This window comes from Brevibacterium sp. SIMBA_078 (assembly GCF_046534565.1).
In the GTDB taxonomy this organism is placed as follows: domain Bacteria; phylum Actinomycetota; class Actinomycetes; order Actinomycetales; family Brevibacteriaceae; genus Brevibacterium.
In genome coordinates, this window is sequence record NZ_JAWRYQ010000492.1 from 1 (window position 1) to 244 (window position 244).

The window sequence follows — 244 nt, forward strand, 5'->3', positions numbered from 1 at the left end:
TAGCATTGACCCTCAGCGTCTCCGGAGGAATGAGAGCCGAGATCGGAAGGTGGAACGAGACGTCTGCCGCTCTGATCGGCCTTCGAAGCCTCCTCGCCCGGCGTCGGGCATCACGAACGATCTTCTGGATGTCGGCACCGGATGCTCCCTCACAGACTTCGGCGAAGGACTTGAGCTCGGCGTCATCGAATCCATCACGAAGGTGCATCCGGAAGATTGCGGTTCGGGAACGCAGATCCGGAAG

1 protein-coding gene is annotated in these 244 nt (G+C 60.2%); it reads right to left on the reverse strand.

Annotated elements, in window-relative coordinates:
* Window positions 1-208 (reverse strand): hypothetical protein (locus SB749_RS20530; protein WP_410711938.1); only part of this gene is annotated, 208 nt, incomplete at its 3' end.
* Window positions 209-244 lie beyond the last annotated feature (36 nt).